Source organism: Thermosynechococcus sp. JY1331 (assembly GCF_031583475.1).
Classification (GTDB): Bacteria; Cyanobacteriota; Cyanobacteriia; order Thermosynechococcales; family Thermosynechococcaceae; genus Thermosynechococcus.
This window is the reverse complement of the sequence record NZ_CP134180.1, coordinates 1,247,713-1,268,732: the sequence shown is the minus strand read 5'-3', so window position 1 is coordinate 1,268,732 and position 21,020 is coordinate 1,247,713. Positions and strand designations below refer to the sequence as shown.

Here is a 21,020-nt window from a genome sequence, read left to right as displayed (position 1 = left end):
GAGCCCTGTAGGCTGCTCCCTTAGAGCAAAGATGGTTACGACTGCTTTTTACCTAGATGCCTAGAGAAATGGCTTTCTAAACAATCTACGTTTAACGAGCAAACAACCAGCCCTTCCTTTCATCATAGCAGAGATTGGAGAAGACTTGACCTCCTCCCCGGCCTGAAAGCCGCAGATTCCTACGACGGGGATGACTGCGCAATCGTTTCGGCGGGTTCTAACCGCTGCTTGTATCTTGCCGGCATGCCCTGCCGTAGGCCACCTTGGGTTTCAGTGGCAATACCATGATTAGGATGCCGCCGCCATCCGCACTATCCTTCGCCGCCGGCATAAATACCGGGGCTTGCCGCGCATCAGGTCAAGCAAAATCTGGGTCGGGTACTACCTCTTTCACGAAGACGCTCAACACTGCGACAACTCCTACTGTAGCGGATTGGATTCTTAGATGTCCCCCTAGTTCAGGAAAGGGCTATATCTGCCCTAGCAGATTACTAAACCTTAATGTTTCCTTTCTTGGAATTTAGGATATTTTGCTTATACTCAAAATTTATGAGCTTAAGCTCTTTATCTTTTTTTATTTTTTTATTTATTAACAGTTTTCGCTTAAGTTCATATAAGTTCGTAGACCTTTATGGAATTTTTGAGATAACAAGCGAGGTTAAAAATGGTTTCTCCTGTCAATCCTGAACTGGAACGACTCAATCAAGTTCATGGCCAAGCCAACCCTTGGAAATTTTGGGGACCTTACTTGAGCGAGCGGCAGTGGGGCACTGTACGGGAAGACTATTCCACCGACGGCAATGCTTGGGAGTATTTTTCCCATGATCAAGCGCGATCGCGCGCCTACCGTTGGGGTGAAGATGGCCTCGGTGGCATTTGTGATGCACAGCAACGGCTTTGTTTTGCCTTGGCTCTTTGGAATGGCAACGATCCAATTCTCAAGGAACGGCTTTTTGGCTTAACCAACAATGAAGGCAATCATGGGGAGGACGTTAAAGAGTATTACTTTTACCTCGACAGTACGCCCACCCATTCCTACATGAAATACCTCTACAAGTATCCCCAAGCTGCCTATCCCTACATTGATCTGGTGATGACCAACCGCCACCGCAGCCGCTTTGAAATGGAGTATGAACTCTTGGATACAGGGGTCTTTGAGGGCGATCGCTACTTTGATGTCTTCATCGAATATGCCAAAGCGGCTCCCAATGACATTTTGATTCAAATCAGCATTCACAATCGCGGCAACGAAGCTGCCCATTTGCACGTTCTGCCCACCCTCTGGTACCGCAATACGTGGAGTTGGACACCGGACAAGGTTCTCGCCAAACCAGAACTGAAGCAAATGGATGCGACCCTGGTGCGGGCACGCCATGACGAGCTAGGGGAATACGAACTGACCAGCGATCGCCCAGTGCCCTTTCTTTTCACTGAGAACGAAACCAACTTTGAGCGGCTCTTTGGCCAGCCCAATGCCTCGCCCTACGTTAAGGATGCCTTTCACCGCTACCTGATCAATGGTGAGCAAAATGCCGTCAACCCCGACAAAGTCGGCACCAAGGTGGCTGCCCACTACCAAGTCACAGTTGCCGCCCAAGGGGTTGAGATCATTCAACTACGCCTAGCATCTGCCAAAAGTAGCCCCCTCAGCTTTGGCAATGCCTTTAGCGATCGCCTCAACCAAGCCCGCACCGAAGCGGATCTCTTCTTTGATCACCTCATCCCCAGTGACTGCACGGCTGATCAGCGCAATGTGGTTCGTCAAGCCTTTGCCGGCATGATGTGGACAAAGCAGTACTACTACTACCCTGTCAAGCAGTGGCTGGAAGATAAAGCGCTGCCCCCCGATGTGGAAGAGCGCATCGTTACCCGCAACAAATCGTGGTTCCACCTTGAAAGCGCCGACATTATCTCCATGCCCGACAAGTGGGAATATCCTTGGTTTGCCGCTTGGGACTTGGCCTTCCACTGCTCGCCCTTAGCTCTGATGGATATCGACTTCGCCAAAGAGCAGCTTAAGCTGATGGTGAATGAACTGTATCTGCACCCCAACGGTCAAATTCCCGCCTACGAATGGAACTTTGGTGATGTGAATCCGCCTGTGCATGGGATTGCCACGTGGCAAATCTATCTCTTGGACAAAGCCATGAAAAAAGGCGAAGGCGATTTGGCTTTCCTTGAGAGTGTCTTCCACAAGCTCATGCTCAACTTTACGTGGTGGGTCAACCGCAAAGATTCCCTCGGCAACAACGTCATGGAGGGTGGCTTCCTTGGTTTAGACAATATTGGCGTCTTTGATCGCAGTGCGCCCCTACCCACAGGTGGTGTTCTTGAGCAGGCGGATGGTACGGCTTGGGTGGCAATGTTTGCCCTCGATATGCTCTCTATGGCGCTGGAGCTAGCACAGCACAATCCCGTTTATGAGGATATTGCCTGCAAATTCTATGAGCACTTCGTTTACATTGCCGGAGCGATGGATCGCATTGGTGTCCAGAAAGATGAACTCTGGGATGACAAAGATGGCTTTTACTATGACCTGCTGCGGCTGCCCGATGGTCGTGCCCAGCGCCTGAAGGTACGCTCGATGGTGGGATTGCTGCCCCTGTGTGCCACTGCCATTTTCTCGGAAGAGTTGCTGGACTCCCTACCCACCTTTAGGGAACGCATTGCTGCCTTTAATGCCCGCCACCCTGAGCTTTTGGCCAACATTAACCCCATCGATCGCCCGGGTGTAAAAAAACGGCGGTTGCTCTCCCCCGTCAACGAGGCCAAACTACGGCGGATTCTCACCCGCATGTTGGATGAGAGTGAATTCCTCAGTGACTATGGCATCCGTGCCCTCTCCCGCTACCACTACGATCACCCCTATATTTTCCAACTCGGCCGCGAGGCCTATCGCGTTAGCTATGAACCCGGTGAATCCACCACCGGCCTCTTTGGCGGTAACTCCAACTGGCGTGGCCCCATTTGGATGCCCGTGAATGCCCTTTTGGTGCAAGCCCTCCGCAAAATGTATGGCTATTACGGCAACGAGTTTACGGTGGAATGCCCCACCGGTTCAGGCCGCTGGCTCAACCTCTGGGAGGTCTCGGCAGAAATTGCCCGCCGCTTGGCCAGTATCTTCCTCAAGGATGAATCGGGGCGGCGACCGGTCTATGGTGGCACCGAAAAATTCCAAAGCGATCCCCACTGGCGTGATCTAATTCTGTTTTATGAATACTTCCATGGGGATAATGGCGCAGGACTAGGTGCGAGTCACCAAACCGGCTGGACGGGTTTGATTGCACGGATCATCATGGCACTCAATGTTCTCGACGCCGATGAGGTACTGGAGAAAGGACACTTGGCTGTGGTCTCGAAACGCTTAGCGGAGTTGGTCAGCGCCAGCTAGCACCTGATTAAGGCTGAAGCGTATTGTGATAGGGGGGCGATCGCCCCCTTTTTTCATTTCTCAATGGCGAAATGGGAGAACCGTTGCCGCAGCCGTAAACCTCGGTAACCCGAGCTGATTTGAGAGGGATTGAATTTTTCCAAGAGTTAGTGAATTTCCGTAAAATTACTGGCCATAGGGCACCCTTCATCTCTTAAATTGGTAAAGAGACGAGTGGCCTAGCTTTCGCTTAACACTAGATTTCTACTGCCTTTAGGATGGATTAGTTAAACAGAGCTATTACATTTTGCAACAAAGGCAGCAGACATGTTAAGCTGATTTACAAAAGTTCACATTCCACTCGTGTTCCACATTGGCTGCATTTGAGGTTCAGATTATGTCGCTCACACCCATGACCCGCTATTACATTCGCCGTCTCCTTGCAAAGCGTGCTGAATCCCTTGGGTTGACCGTAAGTGGTACCGAAAGTGACAGTCAAGCCTTTGCCGATCAATTGGCACGCCTAGAATCCTTGGCGGCAACTAAGTTGGCAGAAATTGATCTCATTGTGCGGATGCATCAAACCCTGAGCCGCAACGGCCAAACCTACAATAGCTACCTCGCCAATCTGGAACAAAAACTCTTTGCCCTCATGGGTCTGGGGGGACAGCCTCGCGAAGAACTGACAGACATTACCCTGCCGCAGCTTGAAGAAACAAAAGGCGCCGCAGCAAAAGTCCTCACCTTGGCGGAAGTGCTAGAACACTTTAACAAAATTGGCGATATCGCCCAGAAATACCTTGGCAAGATGATTGTGACCAACTATTGGCGGGGGACTCGTCCCTACAGCAGTTGGTTCGCTGACTTTACAGTGACCAATGACGGTCGTGTGGTTTGTCAATCTTACCAGTCCAGCCGCGATGTGTTTCTCAGTGAGGAGCAGCTAGAGCACTTGCAAGGTTGGCTAGAGGCCTTTATCCGCCAGTGCCAACGAGTGCTGCCGCAATTTACGAAGCAACTGCAAAAAGCGGGGGTACCCGAAACGGTTTTAGCTTAGGGCGGTATGCGGATTTTCTTTGCGGTTCTGTGGCTGGGCTTGATTGTCTATAGCTTTGGTTTTGCCCCCCCCGATCAACCGCAAACACTGACACTCATTCAACGGCTAGCAACGGGAGACTGGCAAGGCATTAACCCCCTCATTGTCAGTCTTTTTAATTTGATGGGCGTCTGGCCACTGATTTATACCGCATTACTGGTGGTGGATGGTCAAGAACAGCGATTTCCCGCGTGGCCATTTGCGGTTTTTAGTTTTGCCGTGGGTGCGTTTGCCCTGTTACCTTACTTCATCCTGCGCCAGCCAGCACCGATCTTCAGCGGAGAACTCAATCGGGGGATACGCCTTTGGGAATCACGGCTCACTGCCGTTGTCATTGGTTTATTGGCTGTGGGCTTTCTTGGCTATGGCTTGGTTGGCGGCGATTGGCCAGACTTTTGGCAGCAGTGGCAAACCAGCCGCTTTATTCATGTGATGAGCCTAGACTTTTGCCTCCTGTCGTTGCTCTTGCCGGTGCTACTAGTGGATGACTGGCAACGGCGAGGGCTGGAAAAGTCACCGTGGCGCTGGTGGAGCCTTGTCCCCCTCTTGGGAGCATTAGGGTACTTGCTTTTGCGTCCGCCCTTAATTCTCTCGAAAAAAAGTGTGGCATGATACAAAAAAATGCCCCTGAATTGGTTTTACTAATCTGTCAATGCTGAACTCTTCACCCAGAGCAAGATTCGCTGGCGTTGAGAGAGTTGCATTGTTGGGGGGATATCAATGCCGACAGCACCCTATGCGATCGCCACACCACCAGTTAAACCACCTTGGATTGACACACGACTCATGAACAAAGATCAACCCTTAGCACCCGTCTTTCGCCACATGGCCAGTGGCCTGTTTCCATCCACCACTGAAACTTACGAACGCGGCAAAACCATTTTCTTTCCGGGGGATCCAGCGGAAAAGGTCTATTTTCTCCTCAAGGGGGCAGTGAAGCTCTCACGGGTGTATGAAGCGGGCGAAGAAATTACGGTGGCACTGCTGCGGGAAAATACCGTATTTGGGGTGCTGTCCCTGATTACGGGCACCCGCTCCGATCGCTTTTACCATGCGGTGGCGTTTACGAATGTGGAGCTATTGGCCGTTCCCATCGAACAGGTGGAAAAGGCGATGCACGAGGATCCCGATTTGCCGATGTTTATGATTCAGGGGCTGTCATCGCGGATCCTGCAAACGGAGATGATGATCGAGACCCTTGCCCATCGCGATATGGGATCCCGCTTGGTGAGCTTTTTGCTGATTCTTTGCCGTGATTTTGGAATTCCCACGAGTGCCGGGGTGACGGTGGATTTGAAACTTTCCCATCAGGCGATCGCCGAGGCCATTGGTTCGACACGGGTCACTGTGACTCGCCTATTGGGGGAACTCCGCGATCAAAAAATGATCTCAATTCACAAAAAGAAAATCACCGTGCATAATCCGCTGATGCTGAGCCAGCAGTTTACCTAGGGGTGAGAGGCCACCACCAGTTGGCCATAGTCCAGTTTAATCAGGCGATCGGCCACGTCAAAGTAGCGATCGTCATGGCTAATCACAAATACCGTTTTGCCCTGAGCCTTTAGCTCGGGTAGGAGTTGGCGGTAGAAAATCTCCCGAAACACAGGATCTTGATCCGCTGCCCATTCATCAAAGAGGTAGGCGGGGCGATCGTCGAGATAGGCCATCAACAACCCCAAACGCTTGCGCTCCCCTTGGGAAAGAGATGTCGTAGAGAAGCGGTTACCTTCTAGGCGAACTTTGTGGCTCAATCGCAATTTTTCGAGGTAACTTGGCACTTCTGCAAGGCGTTCGGGGGACTCAATGCCCAACAGTGACTCAAAAAGATAAAAGTCACTAAAAACGGTGGCAAAGTGTTGGCGATACCATTCGTAGTCCTCAGGCTGCAAACAGTGATCATCTACCCAAATTTCTCCCTGATCGGGAATGTACAGGCCGGTAATAATTTTTGCTAGGGTGGATTTACCGCTGCCATTGCCACCGACAATAAAAAGGAGTTCCCCAGCCTGCACGGTTAAACTCAAAGGGCCGAGGGTAAAGGTTGCAGGTTCATCCTCGTGGGTACCGTGGTACTGATGGCGAATCTGTCGCAGTGAGAGGGTTTTCCAGCCAAGGGGAGGGAGTTCGCCTGTATCGTTGAGGTTTTGGCGCGGATCTCCAAGGCTCAGTTGTAGGGATTCCACCTTCTTGAGGGCAACGCTGGCACGACTAAATACCGGAATGGCATCAATCACCTGTTGCATCGGCAGCATGAGGTAAATGATCGTCAGAACATACCCTGAGAGAACTGTGGGTGTGGCTCCCAGCAAATGGGGCAGCGTAAAGAGAAAGAAGCCAATGGTAACAAAGAGCAGCAACTGCCCCCAACTGGCAGCAATGGCAAAGACCATGTACCCTAGCTCGTTTTGCTGCCGTGTTTTCTGAGCAGTGGGTTCCAATTCCCGATAAAAGAAGGCCAACCGCCGTTGCCGATTGAGCTTGAGTTCTTTGTTGCCCTCGGTGAGTGTCCGAAAGTGTTGAAAGAGGTGATCCTGTTGCTGCCGTGCCCGCTCTAGAAATTTGCGTGCTCTGCCCGCTAGAAACAAGTAGCTGCCAGTACCAATGACAATCAAGCCCACAAGGGCAAAAAAGAGGGGCGGCGACAACCAACCCATGTAAATCAGGCAGCCAATAACAATGGCAATGGCATTAAAAAGATTGGGCAGGACAGAAAAGGAACGGGAGACGGCATCCACGTCCTCTGTCAGCGTCGCAAGGAGTTGCGGATTGCCAATGGCTTCTAACTGGCGTAGGGGTGAAGCGAGAATCTGGCGGCTGAGGAGGAGGCGCATTTCATAAACCGCCTGTTGGGCAGCCCGCACCAGGAGCACTTGAGAGCTAAAGTGGGTCAGCAGTAGGAGGGTTCCGAGGAGAATAAATCCCCAAGGTAAGAGGTGTTGGAGGGCAGGGGTTTTCTGCAGGGCGGCATTCATCAGGGCAATGAGCGCAGCCGTACTGCCACCGTTGAGAAGTCCAGCGATCGCTGCCGCAACAATCGTCGGCCAAGCTGCCCGTAAAAGAATCCGAAAGAGCTTCACGAATCTGTTGTCTCATCAGGGGTGGGATTGGACTCAGACTCTTCGAGATTCAACTTGGGAATAAAACTGGGGCGATCGGCATTTTCCCAACCGGGGGGACGCTTCGAGTTGTACCATGCAATGAGGCCAATGCTCACGGCCGCCACAAGACCCAGCAGCAATACCCCATAAAAGGGGACAAAGTTACCTGCACCAACGGTAAAGCTAATCCCCAATGACCCCATCATCGTCCTCGTTAACATTTTTTAGAAATATGTAGAACACCACTATATCAACCCTATGGTTGCTTTGAGAATCCTGAGAGTTGGAAGCGGCTGTGCTGCCTAAGGTACAGTACAAGATAAAGAAGTTTTGCTGACTGTCCCCCCTCTTTTCAACAATCAACCATGAGCGATCGCGCCCTTCGCCCGGCTGTTGTGGCTGCTGTGGAACCCGGCTCCATTGCCGCTGAGTTGGGATTTGAACCCGGTGATGCGTTGGTGGCCATTAATGGCGATCGCCCCCGCGATTTGATTGATTATCGGTTTCTCTGTGCCGAGGAATACCTCACCCTAGAAGTGCTAGGGAAAGACGGCCAAACCTACGTTCTCGAAATTGAAAAAGACATTGATGAAGACTTAGGATTGGAGTTTACCACTGCCCTCTTCGATGGGTTGATGCAGTGCAACAATCGCTGCCCTTTTTGTTTTATTGATCAGCAGCCCCCCGGCAAACGGGAAAGCCTCTACGCCAAGGATGACGACTACCGCCTCAGCTTCCTCTACGGCAGCTACATTACCCTGACGAACCTGCTTCCCTCAGAATGGCAACGCATTGCTCGCTTGCGCCTTTCCCCCCTCTATGTCTCTGTCCATGCCACAGTAGCCAGTGTTCGCCAACGCCTACTGAAAAATCCACGGGCGGGGGAAATTCTGCAACAGATGCGCTGGTTTCAAGAGCAACGGCTGCAACTCCATGCCCAAGTGGTTGTCTGTCCGGGGATTAATGACGGCGAGTGCCTTGAGCAAACACTGCGGGATTTAGCCCAGTTCTATGATCCTGAATGGCCAACCGTGCTTTCAGTGGCAGTGGTGCCGGTGGGGCTGACTCGCTTTCGCCCTGCTGAGGATGAACTGATTCCCGTCACCCCTGATCACGCCCAAGCGGTGATTCAACGGGTACAGGCACTCCAACAGCGGTTTGAACAGCAGTGGCAAACCCCCTTTGCTTGGCTAGCAGATGAATGGTTCTTGATTGCCGGATCGCCCTTACCCCCCGCCGCCCACTATCAGGACTATCCGCAACTCAGTAATGGCGTGGGAACGATTCGCCTGTTTTTAGAAGAGTTTGAGCTTCACGCCCAACAGCTTCCCCAACGCTTACCGCAGCCGCGTCATCTGAGTTGGGTGGTGGGTAATACCGTGGAACAGGCCTTTGCACCCTTGGTGGCTCGCCTTAACCAAATTGAGAACCTGCGCCTTGATCTCTATGCCCTTGCTAGCGACTATTGGGGACAGCAGATGTCCGTGACAGGGCTATTAACCGGCCATGATTTGATCTATCACCTGAAGGGCAAACCCTTGGGCGATCGCCTGCTTCTGCCCAGTCTGATGCTCAAGCACGATGAACCCGTTTTTCTCGATGATGTGTCTTTAGCCACTGTGGAGGAAGCGCTAGGGGTCCCCATTCAAGTGGTCTCTGGTGGCGCGGCAGCGATTATTGCTGCTTGTACTCACCCCGAAAATGCCTGATCTTGCCCCTTGGGATCCCCGCAACCTATAATGGCTGGATGCTGTCCGCTGCACACTCAACCCTATGATTGCCACCTCCTCCCGCCCAGTTCGCATTGGTTCCCGCAAAAGTCAACTGGCGCTTGTGCAAACGGAATGGGTACAGGCGCAGTTACAAGCCCATCATCGCGATCGCGCCTTTGAGGTGGTGACCATGACCACCCAAGGAGACAATATCCTTGATGTCGCCCTTGCCAAAATTGGCGATAAAGGCCTCTTTACCAAAGAGCTAGAACTTTCAATGCTGCGGGGTGAGACCGATTTGGCCGTTCACTCCCTCAAAGATTTACCCACCAAGTTGCCCGCTGGTTTAGTTTTAGGCGCGATTACTGAGCGGGAAGACCCAGCAGATGCCCTTGTTTTAGGTGCAAAATGGACAGGACACACCATTGATACCCTACCTGAAGGCACGGTCATTGGTACTTCGTCACTGCGTCGCTTGGCACAGTTGCGCCACCACTACCCCCATCTCACGTTTAAGGATGTGCGGGGCAATCTAAATACTCGCTTGGCCAAATTAGATGCTGGGGAATACGATGCCTTGATTTTGGCGGTAGCTGGCCTGCGGCGTTTGGGCTTTGGCGATCGCATTAGCCAAGTCTTACCCGCAACAGTGTCCCTCTACGCCGTTGGTCAGGGTGCCTTAGGCATTGAATGCCGCGCCGACGATCCCGACATTTTAGCCTTGGTCAAGACCCTTGAACATCGAGAAACAGCAGCCCGTTGCTTAGCAGAGCGAGCCTTCCTGCGGCAATTGGAAGGGGGCTGTCAAGTGCCCATTGGGGTGCATACGGTGATTGAAAATGGTCAACTCACCCTCACAGGATTGGTCGCCAGTCTCGATGGCCAACGCCTTGTCAAAGACACTCTCACAGGGGAGCCTGCCAGTGCAGAAGCACTAGGGACGCGCCTTGCTTTGAAGCTGCGGGAACAGGGAGCCTCAGAGATTTTGGAAGAGATTTTTGCTACTGCCCGTCTCGAGCGTTAGTTTATCCCTACCATGGAACCCCTACCATGGTAAAGGCAGCCCAGTAGTAGGGATGATCGAGGGAACGACGACCAGCCCCTTGGGTAACTTCTGGGGGTAACGGAATGCGGCCACGAATTGTTTGCAGTTCATTGTCTTGGATGCGAATATTGCCGCCCAGCATTGCTAGCTGCGCTTGCCGTAGCGCCTCGGCCTTAATGGGTACCGTATTTAACAAATCGTAGAAAGTAGTCATCAGCGCCAACGTCCCCTCATCGCTGACATACCACAAACTGGCCAGCACCGACTTCGCCCCCGCCTGTACCGCCAGACCTGCAAACCCCAGTTCTGCATCCAAATCTCCAACCGCCGTGCGGCAGGCACTGAGGGTCAACAATTCTGCTTGGGGACGGTTAAGCTGTAGGCCTTGGAACTGCAAAAGATTCAATCGCCCATCCCTAAAAGCAATGTAGGAATTTTCTGCAGCCCCCGGTTGAAACTCAGCGTGAGTGGCCAAATGGATCACAGGATAGATTCCTTGACGGCGCTGTTGTCTAAAATTAGCAATTGTAAAGGCCTCATTGAGAAAGGCTTGGCCTCCTCCTAGGTTTTTAACAATCTGCGCCACCTCTAGGGTCGCCATCGGCAAGGGGGACTGATCTGGGAATTCCGATGCCCCCATTGCTAAGATGGGTTCCCGTTGAATACTGCGGTAGCGAATATCTATGAGCCTTATACTGGGAACCAGCGCCGTACTAAATTGCTCTACAAGAAAGTTTTGACCATCATGGAGCGCTGCCAAGGGAAGGCTACGCATACCACTGTCTAGAACAAAGACCAGTGTATCAATGCCCTGGGCATTCAAGTTAGCACGCAAGGGGGCAATCAACCATTGGTAAAGCTGTTGTGCCGCCGGTAGATAAGTACGGGTATTGATCAGGCGTGGATCACGCACCCTGTTAGTCAAAGTATCCACTGTTTTCAATAACTGTTCACGTCCCACGTTCTGTAGGGGTGTATAAAGCGGCCTCCCCTCTGGGGTAACCAAGATGAGATCAAATTGGTCAGGCCGGGCTAGGGTATAAATGACCGCTGGCTTTTTACCTGTTTGCTTGGCAATTTCATTGAGGGCTGCCTGTAAATCCTCAAGGGAGAAATCTTGCCTATCACAAGTACGTTGTAGGTAACTGCTGACTTCTTGACAGCCCCGTAGATCGAGTAACGCCAGCGCACCCTCAATGTTATTGCTAGCTAGGGCAGTCTCGATATCTCTAGTCAAGAGAATTTCAGGGGGAGCGGTAGGTACTTTAAGGGGATCGGAGATGGCTGGTGTAGGGGGTTCTAAGAGAGGATTGATTTTTTCAGAAGGAACGAAGCTCCTATCGGCAAGATTTTTACCTGTATTTTCAAAACGAATATTTCCGACCTCCACAAGACCTAAAAGTGTTGTGGGTACAGGAATAATCGATCCCTCGGCTTGAATTGCTCCTGCAGTTCCATTCCTTTCGGAATTGCCCACTAAAAATGGAGTGGCATTGTTGATAAAGATATTCACTGAGTCACCCCATATCGTGGTAGGTACACCATTGGAAACAAACGTACCCAAGCCACGCAGTGAATTTTGCGCATAAATATCAACACTGCCCGCCCCAGCATTAATCCAGTTGAAAACTAGATTGCCGCCCCTTAGGTTGACATCCCCACCACCAGTCGTCAAATGGCCCAGCGTTAAGTTGCCGCTGGGTATTGTCTGGAGGTTAGTGAATAGATCAGGCAGTGTTAAATCATCATCATCATCCGGAATTGGATCAATCGTACCTCTAGAGGTTGGAATAGGGAAATCACCAGTCCAAGCTAAGAAGTTACCACCGTTGGTGAAGATATCACCCGTCGTAATCGTAGGCGCAAACAGTGTAACATTGCCACCACTGCCAGCTGTATTGATATTACCTATTGTTAAAGCACCCCTGTAGGCAACAGCAGCCAAATCACCGCCGTGAGTCGTAATATTGCCAGTTGTTATGTCAGTTATGGAATCAAGATAAACAAAACCACCGTTGCTGTTGATATTGCCAGTTGAAATACCCCCGCTTCTTGAAAAGACTGCGATCGCTCCGCCTGCACTGATTAGGTTGCCGAGAGTGATGTCATTAAAAGCAACTACGCCGATAGTACCACTACTTTGAGTTACTTGCAAATTACCAGCAGTAATATTAAGTACAGAGTCTAGACTAATATCTGAACTAGTGGTGACATTGTTCAGCTGAATATCACCAAGAGCATTGATGCTTAGACTTGCAGTGTTGATTGTTCCTAAAACTACGGTTTGACCTGTTGAGTCAATATTCAAAGAATGATTGCCGTTGATATTGCCATTGAATGTAATATTTTTCCCTGAAAAGCTCGTTGAGTTCAGTAGAGCTGTGTTACCACTGAATTGAATGCTGCCTGCAGATGCATTAACTAAACCTCCAAGGGAAATCGTACCCCCACTACTCTGTAGATTAATACTTCCACCTGATGTACTGAGAACATTGCCACTAGAAGGAAGGAAGATATTGCCACTAGCTTGGAGGGTGATATTGGCGCCATTAGTTTGTATGGGAGCATTGGCACTAATGTTTGCTGCACTGATATTAATTGGATTATTGAAGGATGATTGATTTTGAATCACTCCCTCTGCTTGTAATACCAAGCTCCCCTGAAGCGAGATGGGGTAGCCGATGATGATATCATTATCAGCCTGTAGCGTGAGTGAGTTTGTCGAGCTGCTGGAAATTGAGGTTTCTACATAGATATTCCCAGTAGTTAGCGCCGTACTGTCTGTTGTTATGACAACGTCTGTGGAATTGAGTGCTGATAACAGCGTTCCTATAGTTAACACAGAAATTGGATAAGAGTTTGATAGTGCTTTAAAGGGCGAAGAGGAAGTAATGTTGACATCATACATGCTGTCAGTGATGTATATGTCTGTCGGATCAAGTAATAATGTTCCTGTGTTGCCATTTAGGGCAGTGGTATCGACTGTGCCTTGAAAATCTAGAAACTGTTTGCCAGAAACTTCGACAAAGCCGCCATCTCCCCCAAGCGCACCGCCACGGCTACTGATCTGGCCATAGAAACGTGTGTTGTGCTCTGCCCAATTGATAATTGTGCCCCCGTTACCCTGATGGGTGGCATCAGCATTCAAAAGAGTACCGGCATTAACAAAAAGGTTTTGCGCATTGAAGCTACTGCCTAGCCGGCCAGTTCCTGTTGTTCCCCCTAAATAGTCACCACCAATGAGAATTGTGCCGCCCCCTGTATTACCCGCAGCATTCAGTTGGGCATTAATCAGAGCAATATTACTGCCTTGGCCAGCAATGGTGATTTTACCCCCGGCGCCGGTGGTATGACTCACATCAATCGTGCCGCCAATGACTGCTGTATTTGTGGTTAGGGGAATCTTGGTACTGTCGTGAACCAAATGAATCGTGCCATCTGGATTTTGAATCACGCTATTGACGGCAGGATAGCCATTACCCCCTGTGAGTAACGTCGGGAGATCAATTGGCTGAATAATGCCTGCGGCGGGTAATCGCTCTTTGGGAATCTCTAGACTGAGGAGCATGCCCTCTTGGAAAATGCGCACCAGACCTGATTCAGGTACCGCCACAACATTGACCGTGCCCCCTGCTGCGCCAAGGGTACCTGTATTGATCACCTGATGCGCCATCAGGGTCAGGGATTGACCAGCATTGACCCTAAGATTGCCTTCATTAATTAGGATGCCTCTATTGGCAAATTCAAAGCCAATCGGGGAGCCATTGAGTTGGCTGTAGGTGTTTGAACCATTGAGATCAAAGAGGCCATTGCCAAAGTGAACGCGCTGGGCTGTCGAGGCATGGAATGCCGCTGGTAGATTCAACTGCGCATTCGGACCAAAAACAATACCTGCAGGATTCAGGAGGTAGAGATGACTGTTTCCGCCTGTAACTTGCAGCACGCCGTTGATATAACTAGCACTGCCACCATTGACGCCAGCAAGAATGTTGCGAATTTGCGGGGTAGAAAGAAAGTTGGCGGTTTGCCCCTGCTGGACATTGAAATCACGAAACAGGTGAAAGAGGTTTTGGCCATCGGCAGAACGTTGTCCGCCACCAATGTTGAACTGATGGTTGACGGTTTCTACGGTGGTGCCAGTGGCATTGGGAGCGGGGGTAATTTCAGCAAGGGCGGGTGTACCAAGAAAAGAGGTCAAGCTAGTCAGGATCACCCAGCTGTAGGGCAACACTTTTGTTAAGCATCGAGAATTCATATGACGTTATGTAAAAAACTTGCTAATGAGGATAGTTTTATCCTCAGGGACTATTTTAAGTGCGATCAAGGCAATGTACCACTTGGTAAAGTGTCTGCTGGAGATACTGTCTAAAATAGGGCGTTAAGAACAGAGCGCAATTTGAAGCGGAGGGCGATCGCCGTCAAGTTATCGTGGCCATTGACTTGATTTCCAATATCAATGAGTTTATGAAGCGACTGATTGAGGGGGAGGCTAAAATCCAGCATTGGCAGCAAATGGCTAATAATGTGGGTTTCGAGGCAGCGGTTATCGGAAAGGCCATCGGAGCAAAGCAGAATCAGGGTGTCTTCTTCGATGTCCAAGTCTATAACCTCAGGGGCAATGGCTTCATTGCTGCGGGGGCCAAGGGCTTGGGTGAGTTGATAGGCATCGGGACGACCGTAGGCAATTTCAGGCTCTACCCCTTGTTGAATCAGGCGTTGACCGACTTCGTGATCAATGGTGAGTTGTTGCAGTCCTTGGCGTTTGGTGAAGCGGTAAATGCGACTATCACCGACATGGCCAAGGCGTAGGTGGTAGTTATGCAGTAGAGCCATGACAAGCGTTGTCCCCATGCGACCACTGCCGGTTTTCCCTTTTTGATCATTAGTAGCAAAAATGACTTCATTGGCACGGTAAATAGCGTTGCGTACTTCCTCCGCACTCGGCAGTTCTCCCTGCCACGGCCAAGTCTGCTCGAAGTATTCATGAACAGTTTTAGTGGCTAAGGAGCTAGCGACTTCTCCTTCGGCATGGCCGCCCATGCCGTCACAGAGAACATACACCCCCTGAACCTCTAGTTGTTGACCGTTGGGGGTCATGCGCACCTGCTGCCGATGATTGATGAGATAGAAATCCTCGTTGTGGTGGCGATCGCGCCCGGTGTCTGTCTGGGCAGCAACATCCACTTGAACCAGTTGTCGCGGTAAGAGGGCAGTGGGTGCATCCTCAATAGCGGTATGGTCCTCTTCTGGTGATTCTGATGAGAGGGTGATGTCTGGCAGTTCATTAATCAAGTCACCCGTACTTTCACCTGTCTCCTCCTCAAAGTCTGGCAGGGGTTCACTGCGCAGGGTGGAGGCGAGAGAGTCGAGCAACATCTGAATTTCTGAGATTTTCTCCAGAGGAGCCGTGCTCAAGGAGACCAAGAGCGGCATAAAAACGGCTTGACGACGACTAGAGGCATGGCGAAATAACTCTTCCCAAACAGTAACGAGGCTGGGGGGTGGCGTGGGTCGCTCAAAGGTTTTCACTAAGGGCAAGGTGAAGTCCAGTTGATGCAGCCGCAATTGATCGTCAGGGTTGACGGCTAAATTCCTAACTGTGAGCAAGGAATAATGGCAGTGCCACGGTTCTAGAGTCTTCCACAGCTCAATCATGTCCTCTAGGTACTGGAAAATTTGCTCATCGGAAATGTTGTCGTCTTGCCAGACATCTTGCAGAGGGCGCGCTGTGTGATTGTAGTCGAGAATAATGCCGTGGCAGTAGTTGGCCGGTAAGTTGCTTGTGGAAACGGTATCTAGCCACGCATCGTGAATGGCTGGAATGGTTTCGGGATAGACAAGGTGCAAGGCAAGGTAGGCGATCGCCACCGCACTGAGGTCAGGGTATTGAGCTTGCAAATGGGAAATGACCACACTGGGGTCGAGAATGTTTAACCCCTGTGCCCAATCCTGAGCCGTTTCGCGGAGGGCTTCTAAGAGCGTCGGTTCCTCAGGCTGTAGATCCTGCACCAGTTGGGGCAAATCACAGGCGTAACGGTGATCCCAGCGTTGGTAGCGGTGCTGTGGGTCAAAAAAAGCGGCGGCATTGGGAGGATTGGTGTCCTGCTCAAACACAGTGCCCTCAGAGTTACGGTTGGAGACAGCCAAAATGGGGTGATCGGTATAGGCAGGATAGAGAACGCCCCACCAAAGTTTGAGGTTTTGATCAGTTTGAGCGGTAGGCATTAGAGCAGGTGAGCCAGCAAAGACAGCACAGTGACGACCACCCCTTGCGGTGTGGGAGCGGTATCCCCTATTGTATAGCGATCGCCCTAGGACAGCCCTTGATCTGGGGGTTGCTGCTGTTATTCCTCAGCCATTGCCATCACAGGAAATGATTTGGGCAACAGGGTTGAGGAAACATGGCGCGTCACCGGTTGATGTAAACGAATTAACTGTGCCAAAGTTGACTTCAGGTGAGTCCGCGGCACAATCACATCCACAAAGCCGCATTTCTGGACAAATTCGGCGGTTTGGAAGTCATCGGGAAGTTTTTCCCGCAGCGTTTGCTCAATAACCCGCCGCCCCGCAAAGGCGATCGTTGCTTTTGGCTCGGCAATAATAATATCCCCTAACATGGCAAAGCTAGCCGTCACGCCCCCAGCAGTGGGATGGGTCAAGACGGGGATATAAAGCAGACCTGCACTGCGATGCCGTTCGAGGGCAGCAGCCGTTTTAGCCATTTGCACCAAGCTGAGCATCCCTTCTTGCATGCGGGCACCGCCAGAGGCACAGACAATCACAAGGGGAATCTGCTCCCAAGTGGCCCGTTCAATCAGGCGCGTGATTTTCTCGCCGACCACGCTGCCCATGCTACCGCCCATGAAGGCAAAGTCCATCACCCCCAAGGCAACTGGCAGACCCTCGAGTTGGCCGAGGCCGGTTTGCACGGCATCCTTGAGACCGGTTTTCTCTTGATATTCCCGCAGGCGATCGCTATAGGGCTTGCGATCCTTGAATTGCAAGGGGTCACAACTGACTAAATTTTCATCGAGGGGGCGCCATGTGTGGGGGTCAATCAGTTGTTGGATACGCTCACTACTGCTGACGCGATGGTGATGGCCGCACTCTGGGCACACCAGTTGATGGCTATGCAGATCTTTGCTGTAGATCATGACGCCACAGGCTTCGCACTTTGTCCAGAGACCATCAGCGATCTCCCGCTCTGGCTGCATGGGGGTCAAGGCGGTTTCTTTACGGCGATTTGCAAACCAATCAAATAAAGACATTGTAGAAAATTCCCTTTAACGTTGAGGTCTCAAATAGCACGTTTGTATGGGTCTCTCTCAGGAGCGTCCACTAAGAATAATTACTTATCATCCCACTTTGTTGCATTTTTGCAATATATCGCACAAGTTTGAGAAATTATGCAAGGGGCTGTGGCGAGATCACCGATCCAAGGGGAAGTTCGGTGTCACAATAAAAGGGAGTTAACAATTCGCAGCGTAGCACTGGGTTGAATCTATGTCCATGGTTGCAGTCGTGGTGGCGATCGCCATCCTAGGAATCTTGATTTTTGTCCATGAGTGGGGGCACTTTATCGCTGCCCGCAGCCAAGGCATTCATGTCAACCGCTTTTCTATTGGCTTTGGCCCCATCCTCTGGAAGTTTCAAGGCAAGGATACGGAGTATGCCCTGCGCCTGATTCCCCTAGGGGGCTATGTGGGATTCCCAGACGATGACCCCAATAGCAGCGTTCCCGCCAACGATCCCAATCTCCTGAGCAACCGGCCGATTTTGGATCGCGCCATTGTCATCAGCGCGGGGGTGATTGCCAACTTGGTCTTTGCCTATTTGCTACTGCTGGTGCAAGTGGGCGTCATGGGGATTAGTCAGGCCACCTACTATGAGGGTGTCCTCATTCCAGCGCTTGTCCCGGAAAGTAGCCTTGTGGCCACCAAAGCGGGCATTCAGCCGGGGGACTTGGTGTTAGCGGTGGATGGCCAACCCTTGGGTGCCGATGCCAATAGCTTACCAAACCTGATGCGAGCCATTCAGCAGCATCCGCAGCAACCCCTGACACTGACGATTCAACGTCAAGGGCACATCCAAGAGATTACCGTCACGCCAGAAGTGAGTGAGGATGGTCAAGCCCGGATTGGCGTTCAATTAGCCCCCCATGCCGACATTCACCGTGAACACACCTTAAACCCGATTAAATTAGTCACGGCGGCTGCGGCGGAGTTTCAGCGGGTGATTGTGCTGACCCTAGAGGGGTTTCGCGAACTTTTCCAGCATTTTGATCAAGCGGCTCAACAGGTCTCTGGACCGGTGGCGATCGTAGCGATGGGCGCGGATATTGCCCGCTCCAATGCTGAACAGCTCTTTACCTTTACCGCCTTGATCAGTATTAACCTTGCAATTATTAATATTCTGCCCTTTCCAGCCCTTGACGGCGGTCAACTGCTCTTTTTACTGGTGGAAGCGCTGCGGGGTCGTCCCTTACCCAATCGCATTCAAGAGGGCGTCATGCAAACGGGGCTGGTGTTGCTCCTTGGACTGGGGATGTTCCTCATCGTGCGGGACACCGTGAACCTCACGGGCTTGGGCTGGGTGCAGCAACTCTTTTAAGGGCTTCTATGGCGATTACCCGTCGTCTTGCGGCCAAGCAACAGCGAGCATTGGAAATTCTCACCCGCCTCAAACGCCTCTATCCGGATGCCACCTGTAGCCTCAACTTTGCCAATCCGCTGCAACTGCTGGTAGCCACGATTCTCTCTGCCCAATGTACGGATGAGCGGGTGAATCAAGTCACACCGGCGCTGTTTGCTCGCTATCGTGATGCCGAGGACTTTGCCATGGCTGATTTGGCTGAGCTAGAACAGTACATCAAGTCCACTGGTTTTTATCGCAATAAAGCCCGCCATATCCAAGGCGCCTGTCGCCGCATTGTCGAAGTCTATGGGGGTCAAGTGCCCAAGGTGATGGAAGATTTGCTTTCACTGCCGGGGGTAGCTCGCAAAACAGCCAATGTGGTTCTTGCCCATGGCTACGGCATTTTGGGGGGAGTGACGGTGGATACCCATGTGAAGCGGCTGAGTCGGCGGTTGGGGCTGACCCAAGAAACGGATCCCGTGAAAATTGAGCGGGACTTAATGCGCCTGATTCCCCAGCCCGATTGGGAAAACTGGTCAATTCGCTTGATTTACCATGGCCGCGCCGTTTGCCAAGCGCGCCAACCCCAGTGCGAAGGCTGTGAACTCATTGATTTGTGTGCCACAGGTAGGAAGCTGATACCAAAGTCATAGGGGATTTGCCATGAAAACCCTAACCACAACTACGGGCGAACAGCGTGTCACGCTCCACGGCCTCACTTGGCAGCAGTACCAAGAGATTCTTAATGCCCTGCCGCAAACCCGTGCTGCCCACTTGATATTTGATTGTGGAACCCTTGAAATTACGATGCCCCTTGAAGAGCATGAGTTTGCCAGTGAGCTAATGGGTCTATTTTTGCGCATTCTGGTGGTGGAAACAGGACTGCGGCTGCGATCGCTGCGCTCAACAACCCTGTGGCGACCGGATCTGAAGCGAGGAGCAGAACCAGATAATGCCTATTACATCCACCATCAACCACAGGTGGCTGGCCGCAGCATTGATCTGAGCATTGATCCACCGCCTGATTTAGTGATTGAGGTGGACATGACCCATACCGATATCGATAAAAACCAGCTGTATGCAGCCTTAGGGGTACCGGAGCTATGGCGGTACAATGGTCGGGAATGGCAAATTTTCCAGTTGTGGGACGGATGCTATCAAGGGTGCGATCGCTCCCCTTTGTTTCCATGGGTGCCCAAGGAATGCCTTTATCGCTTCTTGGCAGAGGCCAAAATGGATGAGGTAGAGGCAGAGAAAAATTGGCGACGCTGGGTACAGGAACAACGGTCATGATGATTTATCGCCTCAATGCCCTTACAGATAACTACATTTTTTTGCTCCATGATCCGCAAACGGGGACAGCGGCAGTGGTGGATCCGGCAGAGCCAGAACCTGTTCTTGCCAAATTAGCGGAATTGGGAGCAACACTGACGGCAATCTTCAATACCCACCACCACTGGGATCATGTGGGGGCCAATCGTGCCCTGCGATCGCGCTTCCCCAATATCGAAGTCTATGGCAGCCGCGAAGATCAAGGCCGCATTCCAGAGCAAACGGTTTTTCTTAGTGCCGGCGATCGCGTGCCCTTTGGCGAACATGCTTTTGAGGTGCTGTTTGTTCCCGGCCATACCCGCGGTCACATTGCCTACTATGGGCCAGTAACGGGCGATCTGTTTTGCGGTGATACCCTCTTTGGCGGTGGCTGTGGTCGTCTTTTTGAGGGGACACCGGCACAGATGTTGGAGTCTTTGAATCAACTGCGGCAATTGCCGGAGCAAACGCGGGTCTGGTGCGCCCACGAATATACCCAAAAGAACCTCAGCTTTGCCCTGACAGTGGATGCCAATAATCCTGCCCTGCAAGAGCGCTATGCTCAAGTCTGTCGCGATCGCACCCAAGGAAAAAGCACGATTCCCAGTACGATTGGCGTTGAAAAGGCAACGAATCCTTTTTTACGCTGTGAAGTCAACACCATTCAAGCAGCAGTGGGGGCAACCACCCCCCTCCAAACCTTTACACGGTTGCGGGGTAAACGGGATCAATACTAGGTGCCTATTGAGCACCT

At 51.5% G+C, this 21,020-nt stretch carries 15 protein-coding genes; 10 read left to right on the top strand and 5 right to left on the bottom strand.

Annotated features, from left to right (window positions below; all coding sequences use genetic code 11):
* The first annotated feature begins 664 nt into the window (after positions 1-664).
* From RHJ31_RS06025 to ntcA, 4 genes are all read left to right on the top strand, one after another.
* The gene (locus tag RHJ31_RS06025; protein ID WP_302677725.1) at positions 665-3,391 is read left to right on the top strand and encodes an MGH1-like glycoside hydrolase domain-containing protein; all 2,727 of its coding nucleotides are present in this window, start codon (positions 665-667) and stop codon (positions 3,389-3,391) included.
* A 376-nt stretch (positions 3,392-3,767) separates the two neighbouring features.
* Entirely contained in the window at positions 3,768-4,427 is a 660-nt protein-coding gene (locus tag RHJ31_RS06020; protein ID WP_310445754.1) for a hypothetical protein, read from the top strand.
* A 6-nt stretch (positions 4,428-4,433) separates the two neighbouring features.
* A complete protein-coding gene (locus RHJ31_RS06015; protein WP_302677723.1) occupies positions 4,434-5,078 on the top strand; it encodes a DUF2834 domain-containing protein in 645 nt (214 codons plus the stop codon).
* Between the two features lie 174 nt (positions 5,079-5,252).
* Complete coding sequence (ntcA, locus tag RHJ31_RS06010) at positions 5,253-5,918, top strand: global nitrogen regulator NtcA (protein WP_190278317.1); 666 nt, start codon at positions 5,253-5,255, stop codon at positions 5,916-5,918.
* Here ntcA and RHJ31_RS06005 read toward each other — a convergent pair.
* The gene (locus RHJ31_RS06005; protein WP_302677721.1) at positions 5,915-7,543 is read right to left on the bottom strand and encodes a cyclic peptide export ABC transporter; all 1,629 of its coding nucleotides are present in this window, start codon (positions 7,541-7,543) and stop codon (positions 5,915-5,917) included. The two genes, ntcA and RHJ31_RS06005, sit on opposite strands and share 4 nt — an antisense overlap.
* Positions 7,540-7,785, bottom strand: coding sequence for a photosystem II assembly protein Psb35 (psb35, locus tag RHJ31_RS06000; protein ID WP_315862889.1), 246 nt, complete (start codon positions 7,783-7,785; stop codon positions 7,540-7,542). Before psb35 ends, RHJ31_RS06005 begins: the two co-directional genes overlap by 4 nt.
* A 144-nt stretch (positions 7,786-7,929) precedes the next feature.
* Between psb35 and RHJ31_RS05995 the strand changes: the two genes are divergently transcribed.
* Both RHJ31_RS05995 and hemC read left to right on the top strand, forming a co-directional pair.
* A complete protein-coding gene (locus tag RHJ31_RS05995) occupies positions 7,930-9,273 on the top strand; it encodes a TIGR03279 family radical SAM protein (RefSeq protein ID WP_302677720.1) in 1,344 nt (447 codons plus the stop codon).
* Positions 9,274-9,337: 64 nt separating this feature from the next.
* Positions 9,338-10,300 carry a hydroxymethylbilane synthase gene (gene hemC / locus RHJ31_RS05990; protein ID WP_302677719.1) on the top strand — a complete coding sequence of 321 codons (963 nt, stop codon included), beginning with the start codon at positions 9,338-9,340 and terminating at the stop codon, positions 10,298-10,300.
* A gap of 7 nt (positions 10,301-10,307) precedes the next feature.
* Here hemC and RHJ31_RS05985 read toward each other — a convergent pair whose 3' ends face one another.
* From RHJ31_RS05985 to accD, 3 genes are all read right to left on the bottom strand, one after another.
* A complete protein-coding gene (locus RHJ31_RS05985) occupies positions 10,308-14,576 on the bottom strand; it encodes a CHAT domain-containing protein (protein WP_302677718.1) in 4,269 nt (1,422 codons plus the stop codon).
* Between the two features lie 110 nt (positions 14,577-14,686).
* Complete coding sequence (locus tag RHJ31_RS05980; protein WP_302677717.1) at positions 14,687-16,546, bottom strand: serine/threonine phosphatase; 1,860 nt, start codon at positions 16,544-16,546, stop codon at positions 14,687-14,689.
* Between the two features lie 119 nt (positions 16,547-16,665).
* Positions 16,666-17,589, bottom strand: coding sequence for an acetyl-CoA carboxylase, carboxyltransferase subunit beta (gene accD / locus RHJ31_RS05975; protein WP_206200021.1), 924 nt, complete (start codon positions 17,587-17,589; stop codon positions 16,666-16,668).
* A gap of 235 nt (positions 17,590-17,824) precedes the next feature.
* Here accD and rseP point away from each other — a divergent pair, with 235 nt between their 5' ends.
* From rseP to gloB, 4 genes are read left to right on the top strand one after another with little or no spacing between them, the layout of a single operon-like run.
* A complete protein-coding gene (rseP, locus tag RHJ31_RS05970; protein ID WP_302677716.1) occupies positions 17,825-18,931 on the top strand; it encodes an RIP metalloprotease RseP in 1,107 nt (368 codons plus the stop codon).
* An 8-nt stretch (positions 18,932-18,939) separates the two neighbouring features.
* Positions 18,940-19,608, top strand: coding sequence for an endonuclease III (nth, locus tag RHJ31_RS05965; protein ID WP_149819035.1), 669 nt, complete (start codon positions 18,940-18,942; stop codon positions 19,606-19,608).
* Between the two features lie 10 nt (positions 19,609-19,618).
* Positions 19,619-20,248, top strand: a complete 630-nt coding sequence (locus RHJ31_RS05960) for a Uma2 family endonuclease (RefSeq protein WP_302677715.1) — start codon at positions 19,619-19,621, stop codon at positions 20,246-20,248.
* The gene (gene gloB / locus RHJ31_RS05955) at positions 20,245-21,003 is read left to right on the top strand and encodes a hydroxyacylglutathione hydrolase (RefSeq protein WP_302677797.1); all 759 of its coding nucleotides are present in this window, start codon (positions 20,245-20,247) and stop codon (positions 21,001-21,003) included. Before RHJ31_RS05960 ends, gloB begins: the two co-directional genes overlap by 4 nt.
* The last annotated feature ends 17 nt before the right edge of the window (positions 21,004-21,020 follow it).